A 6,315-nucleotide genomic window follows, 5' to 3' on the forward strand; every position below is an offset into this window, starting at 1 on the left:
GACCGGATCTGGCTCGACGGCCGGCGGCGGATCACGCTGGACCACAGCGTGCCGCAGATCGGCGCGCCAGCCGCCCACCGGGCCGGTTTCACCGGCCGGGACGTCCGGGTGGCCGTGCTGGACACCGGGGTCGACACCGAGCATCCCGACCTGGCCGGCCGGGTCGCGCAGGCGCGCAACTTCACCGAGGAACCGGCCGCCGGCGACGTGGTCGGGCACGGCACCCACGTCGCCTCCATCATCGCCGGCAGCGGCGCCGCCTCCGGCGGACGCTACCGAGGGGTGGCACCCGACGCGACGGTGCTCTCCGGCAAGGTCTGCGAGACGTTCGGCTGCACCGAGTCGGCGATCCTGGCCGGCATGCAGTGGGCCGCGGTCGAGCAGCGGGCGGACGTGGTCAACATGAGCCTGACCGGCTACGACACGCCGGAGGTCGACCCGCTGGAGGAGGCGGTCACCACGCTGACCGCGCAGACCGGCGCGCTCTTCGTGGTCTCCGCCGGCAACGACGGCGGCTTCGCCCCGGTCGACTCGCCCGGCACCGCCGACGCCGCGCTGGCGGTGGGGGCGGTCGACCGGGACGACGCGCTCGCCGACTTCTCCAGCCGGGGACCGAGGGTCGGCGACGACGGCCTGAAGCCGGACCTCACCGCCCCGGGCGTCGAGATCGTCGCGGCCCGCGCGCAGGACGGCGTGATCGGCGACCCGGTGGGGGAGGGGTACGTCTCGCTCTCCGGCACCTCGATGTCCGCCCCGCACGTCACCGGCGCGGTGGCGCTGCTCGCCCAGCAGCACACCGGCTGGACCGCCGGCCGGCTCAAGGCCACCCTGATGGCCTCCGCGAAGCCGCACCCGCAGCGGTCCGCGTACGAGCAGGGGGCCGGCCGGGTCGACGTGGCCCGGGCGGTCACCCAGCGGGTGACCAGCGACCCGCCGAGCGTCTCGTTCGGGCGGGCGCTCTGGCCGCACGGCGACGACACCCCGATCACCCGCACGGTGACCTGGCGCAACGACGGCCCGACCGCGCTCACCCTCGACCTCGCCATCGAGGCGACGGGCCCGGGCGGCGGGCCGGCCCCGGCCGGGATGTTCGTCCTCGGCGCGAGCCGGGTCAGCGTCCCCGCGGGCGGCACGGCGAGCGCCACCGTCACCGCCGACACCCGGGTCGCCGGCCCGGACGGCCACTACACCGGCCGGATCGTCGCCCGCGCGGGCGACCCGGTGGCGGTCACCCCACTGGCCGTGCACCGGGAGGTGGAGAGCTACACGGTGACCGTCCGGCACCTGGACCGCGCGGGCGCGGCCACCGGCAACCACTCCACCACCCTCGCCGGGCTGGACGCCTTCGCCACGTACGACCTGTACGACCCGGACGGCACGGCCGCGCTGCGGGTGCCGAAGGGCCGGTACGGCCTGGCCAGCTACCTCTTCGAGATCGAGGGCGAGGAGTTCGTCGGCTCCACGGTGATCGCCCAGCCGGAGCTGGCGGTCGACCGGGACTCCACGGTCGTCGTCGACAGCCGGCGGGCCGCCCCGGTGCGGACGACGGTGCCGCAGCGCTCGGCCACCCCGGCGCTGGTGGACATCGGGGCGAACTTCCTCACCCCCGACGGCAGTTACGGTTTCGGCCTGCTGGGCTCCGACTTCACCGGGATCACCACGGGCCAGCTCGGCCGGGCGGTGCCGGCGGAACAGTTCGTCGCCACGGTCAGCAGCCAGTGGGCCGAACGGGAGGCCGCCAGCAGTCCGTACCTCTACGCCCTCAGCGAGGCGTTCCCCGGTCGGATGCCGACCGGTTTCGTCCGCCACTACCGGGCCCGGGACCTGGCCACCGTCACGCACACCTTCCGCGGCGGGTATCCCGGCATGGTCGCCGAGCGGGTGGTCTACCCGCAGCTCGAGCCGGACCTCGGTGGCTGGGCGGTGGTCCTGCCGACGGCGGTGCCGGGGCGGCGGGTCGAGCACCACAACACGCGGGGCGTGCGCTGGTACTCCGAGCTGGGCTTCGGCGTACCGGCCGACGACGGCTGGACCGACCTCAAGGCGATGCTGACCAGGGAACCACGCGGCTACCGGGCCGGCAAGCGGTACCGGGAAAGCTGGAACAGCGCGCCCTACGGGCCGTCGTTCCCCACGCCCCGCTGGCCCGGCGCCGGCATCACCCGGCAGGGGGACCAGATCCTGGTCGACGTGCCCCTGCACAGCGACGCCGACGGGCACGCCGGCGGGTCGCTCGCCGACACCGCCCGGACCGCCCTCTACCGGGACGGCAAGCTGGTCGGGGAGAGCGGCGACCCGGGCTACGGTCAGTTCGAGGTGCCCCCGGGCGCGGCCGACTACCGGTTGGAGGTGCTGTCGAAGCGGAGCTTCACCGACCTCAGCACCGAGGTGGCCACGGCGTGGACGTTCCGGTCCCGGCACGTCGCCGGTGACGGCTTCGCCCCGCTGCCGGCGTCGGCGATCCGGTTCGCCCCCCGGCTCGACGCGGAGAACGCCGCGCCGGCCGGGCGGAGCTTCGTGATCCCGGTGCGGGTGCAGCGGCAACCGGGTGCGCCGTCGGCGCGGGTCGCCGCGCTGACCGTCGAGGTCTCCTACGACGGCGGGAAGACCTGGCAGCCGGCCCGGGTCCGCAAGGGCGGCGACGGCTGGACGGCCACCCTGCGGCACCCCGCCGGCACCGGACACGTGTCCCTGCGGGCCACCGCCCGGAACACCGCGGGCGACACGGTGACCGAGCGCATCATCCAGGCGTACCGCCTGCGGTGAGGCGTACCTCCTCCGGGTCCGCGTCCAGCGCGGACCCGGAGGAGCGGCCGTCAGTCGTTGGCGTGCAGCGCGGCGTTGAGCTCGATGCCCCTGCCGGTACGCGGCCTCGCCTCCAGCGCGCCGGTGACCGAGTTGCGCCAGAAGAGCAGCCCGTCGACCCCGGAGAGCTCGCGGGCCTTGACCACCCGGCCGTCCGGCAGGGTGACCTTGGAGCCGGCGGTGACGTAGCAGCCGGCCTCCACCACGCAGTCGTCGCCGAGCGAGATGCCGATGCCGGCGTTCGCGCCGACCAGGCTCCGCTCGCCGATGCGGACCTTGTCGGTGCCGCCGCCGGAGAGGGTGCCCATGATGGAGGCTCCGGCGCCCACGTCCGAGCCGTCACCGACGACCACGCCCTGCACGATCCGCCCTTCGACCATCGAGGTGCCCAGGGTTCCGGCGTTGAAGTTGCAGAAGCCCTCGTGCATGACGGTGGTGCCGGCGGCCAGGTGCGCGCCGAGCCGGACCCGGTCGGCGTCGGCGATCCGCACGCCGGAGGGCACCACGTAGTCGGTCATCCGGGGGAACTTGTCCACCCCGTAGACCGCCAGGTGGCGGCCGGCGGCCCGCTCGATGACCCGCAGCTCGTCCACCCGCTCCGGCGGGCACGGTCCGGCCGACGTCCAGGCCACGTTGGCCAGCTTGCCGAAGATGCCGTCGAGGTTGAGCTCGTTCGGCCGCACCAGGCGGTGGGAGAGCAGGTGCAACCGGAGGTACGCGTCGGCGGCGTCCTTGATCGGGTCGTCCAGCGAGCCGATCACGGTGACCACCTGCACGGTACGCAGACCGGGCAGCGCCCGGTCGCCGACCGCTCCCGGCGGCAGGTCGAGCACGTCCGCCTCGTCCTCGCCGGGGATCAGCGGCAGCTCGCCGAGCCCCAGCTTGCCGGTCGGGTACCAGGTGTCGAGCACCTGGTCCTCGGCGGTGACGGTGGCCAGGCCGATGCCCCAGGCGGAATCTGCGGACGTCACTGTTTCACCTCTCGTTCGCGGCCGGGCTGGCCTCTGCTCACGACTGCGGGGCTCGCAAGCTCACTCCTCGCGCTGCCCGAGAGGGGCCGCAAAGCTCGCTCCATACGCTCACCGGATCTGAAGGTACCGTGCGAACCATGGAGAACCCGCTGACCCCCGAGGTCCTCGCCGATCCGGTGGCGCTGACCCGCGCACTGGTCGACATAGAGTCCGTGTCGCTCAACGAGAAGGCCATCGCCGACTGTGTCGAGGAGGTGCTGCGGGGCGTACCGCACCTGACCACCCACCGGTACGGCAACACGGTGATGGCGCGTACGGACCTGGGGCGGGCCCAGCGGGTGGTGCTCGCCGGGCACCTGGACACCGTGCCGCTGAACAACAACTTCCCGTCGAGCATGCGCGGCGACCTGATGTACGGCTGCGGCACCTCCGACATGAAGTCCGGGGTGGCGTACGCGCTGCACCTGGCGGTGACCCTGCCCGACCCGCGCTACGACGTGACGTACTTCTTCTACGAGGCCGAGGAGATCGAGTCGAGGTACAACGGGCTCTTCCTGGTCTCCGAGGCGCACCCCGAGTGGTTGCAGGCGGACTTCGCGGTGCTGCTCGAACCGACGCACGGCATCGTCGAGGCCGGGTGCCAGGGCACCATGCGGGCGATCATCACCACCCACGGCGAACGTGCCCACGCGGCCCGCTCCTGGCACGGGGTCAACGCCATCCACGGCGCGGGCGAGGTGCTGCGCCGGTTGGGGGCCTACGAGGCCCGGCGGGTCACCATCGACGGCTGCGACTACCGGGAGGGCCTGAACGCGGTCCGGATCGTCGGCGGGGTGGCCGGGAACGTGATCCCGGACCGCTGCGAGATCGAAATCAACCACCGGTACGCGCCGGACCGTGACCCGGCCGCCGCCGAGGCCCACCTGCGGGAGGTCTTCGCGGGCTTCGAGCTGACGGTGACCGACGCGGCGGCGGGCGCGCCGCCGGGGCTGGAATCGCCCGCGGCGCAGGAGTTCCTGGCGGCGGTCGGCGCGCCCCCGATCGGCAAGCTGGGCTGGACGGACGTGGCCCGGTTCGCGGCGATGGGCATCCCGGCGCTGAACTTCGGCCCGGGCGATCCCAACCTGGCGCACCACAAGGACGAGCACGTCGAGATCAGCAAGATCCGCGAAGGGGCCGCCACCCTGCACCGGTGGCTCGCCTCCGCCTGAGGCGACCGCCGCCCGGCAGTGATCAGGAGGCCCGCGTCGCCGGGCCCGTTGTCGGCGACGCGGACCTCCTGATCGACCCGGGCCGCCCGCACCTTCGGAGTGCGGGCGGTCAGGCGGAGGTGGCGAGGGACGACCCGGTCGTGTCGCGGGCGTCGGCGGTCCCGCCGGTCGGATCGGTGCTGGACGGCTCCATCAGACGGGCACGGCGGCGTTCGGCCACCACGTCGCGGATGCGGCGCTGCATCTGACGCCGGATCCGGATCATCTCGGTGTTGCTGATCACGCTGGCTCCTCCCCCGAAGGCGCGCGCCGGGGCATACCCGGTATGTGAATAGTAAGACGTGCGAGCGAGCCGATTCGTTGCCCAAGATCGCGAACTATTTGCGGGCCTCGTCGCCCCGCGCACCCGGCCGCTGCGACTCCACTACGGTTGCTCACATGGGGCAGAGCAACGGGCGGGAGAACGGACGCGACCCAGGTCGGGAGCGGGACCGGGGCGGAGTGACGCTGCGTCGACAAGCGACCACGAACAGCACCGCCGACCAGCGCCTGCTCGACTCCCGGGAGCGGGGCGACTGGAAGAGCAAGGACGCCTGGCGGGCCCTGCGGATCCTCTCCGAGTTCGTCGAGGGGTTCGACACCCTCGCCGACCTGCCCCCGGCGGTCAGCGTCTTCGGCTCCGCCCGCAGCCGGCCCGAGAGTCCCGAGTGCCGGCTGGCCGAGGAACTCGGAGCCGCCCTGGCCCGGGCCGGCTACGCGGTGATCACCGGCGGCGGGCCGGGCGTGATGGAGGCGGCCAACCGGGGCGCCACCGAGGCCGGCGGCCTGTCCGTCGGGCTCGGCATCGAACTCCCCTTCGAGCAGGGCATCAACGACTGGGTCGACCTGCCCATCGACTTCCGCTACTTCTTCGCCCGCAAGACCATGTTCGTCAAGTACGCCCAGGCGTTCGTCGTGCTGCCCGGCGGGTTCGGCACCATGGACGAGCTCTTCGAGGCGCTCACCCTGGTGCAGACCGGCAAGGTGACCCGGTTCCCCGTGGTGCTGATGGGCGCGGACTACTGGCGCGGGCTGCTCGACTGGCTCCGCGACACGATGGCCGCCGACGGCAAGATCGGGGCGGTGGACCTGGAGCTGATCTGCGTCACCGACGACGTCGACGCGGCGGTCCGGCACATCGTCGACGCAGAGGCCGCCCTCACCGCCGAGTTGGAGGCGGTACGCGAGGAGGCCGTCGCCCGGAACGCCGCCGACCAGCGCGCCGCCGGAGGGGCCGGGCCGCGCGCCGGCACCGGTCCGGGCTCCGCGCCGGCGACCGGGGCGCGCCG

General features: G+C 73.7%; 5 protein-coding genes. 3 read left to right on the top strand and 2 right to left on the bottom strand.

The annotated features are described in order from the left end of the window. Positions 1-2,766, top strand: a 2,766-nt coding sequence (locus tag NCC78_RS25930; protein WP_250797732.1) for a S8 family serine peptidase, incomplete at its 5' end; no start/stop codon positions are given. Positions 2,767-2,816: 50 nt separating this feature from the next. On the opposite strand, the gene dapD is transcribed toward NCC78_RS25930, so the two are convergent. Continuing rightward, a complete protein-coding gene (dapD, locus tag NCC78_RS25935) occupies positions 2,817-3,776 on the bottom strand; it encodes a 2,3,4,5-tetrahydropyridine-2,6-dicarboxylate N-succinyltransferase (RefSeq protein ID WP_250797733.1) in 960 nt (319 codons plus the stop codon). 137 nt (positions 3,777-3,913) lie between these two features. Between dapD and dapE the strand changes: the two genes are divergently transcribed. Continuing rightward, a complete protein-coding gene (dapE, locus tag NCC78_RS25940; protein ID WP_250797735.1) occupies positions 3,914-4,987 on the top strand; it encodes a succinyl-diaminopimelate desuccinylase in 1,074 nt (357 codons plus the stop codon). A 109-nt stretch (positions 4,988-5,096) separates the two neighbouring features. Here the strand turns inward: dapE and NCC78_RS25945 are convergent, their stop codons facing one another. Continuing rightward, a complete protein-coding gene (locus NCC78_RS25945) occupies positions 5,097-5,270 on the bottom strand; it encodes a hypothetical protein (protein WP_250797736.1) in 174 nt (57 codons plus the stop codon). Positions 5,271-5,425: 155 nt separating this feature from the next. Between NCC78_RS25945 and NCC78_RS25950 the strand changes: the two genes are divergently transcribed. After that, positions 5,426-6,315, top strand: an 890-nt coding sequence (locus NCC78_RS25950; RefSeq protein ID WP_250797737.1) for an LOG family protein, incomplete at its 3' end; no start/stop codon positions are given.

The sequence above is a fragment of the Micromonospora phytophila genome (assembly GCF_023656545.1).
In the GTDB taxonomy this organism is placed as follows: domain Bacteria; phylum Actinomycetota; class Actinomycetes; order Mycobacteriales; family Micromonosporaceae; genus Micromonospora; species Micromonospora phytophila.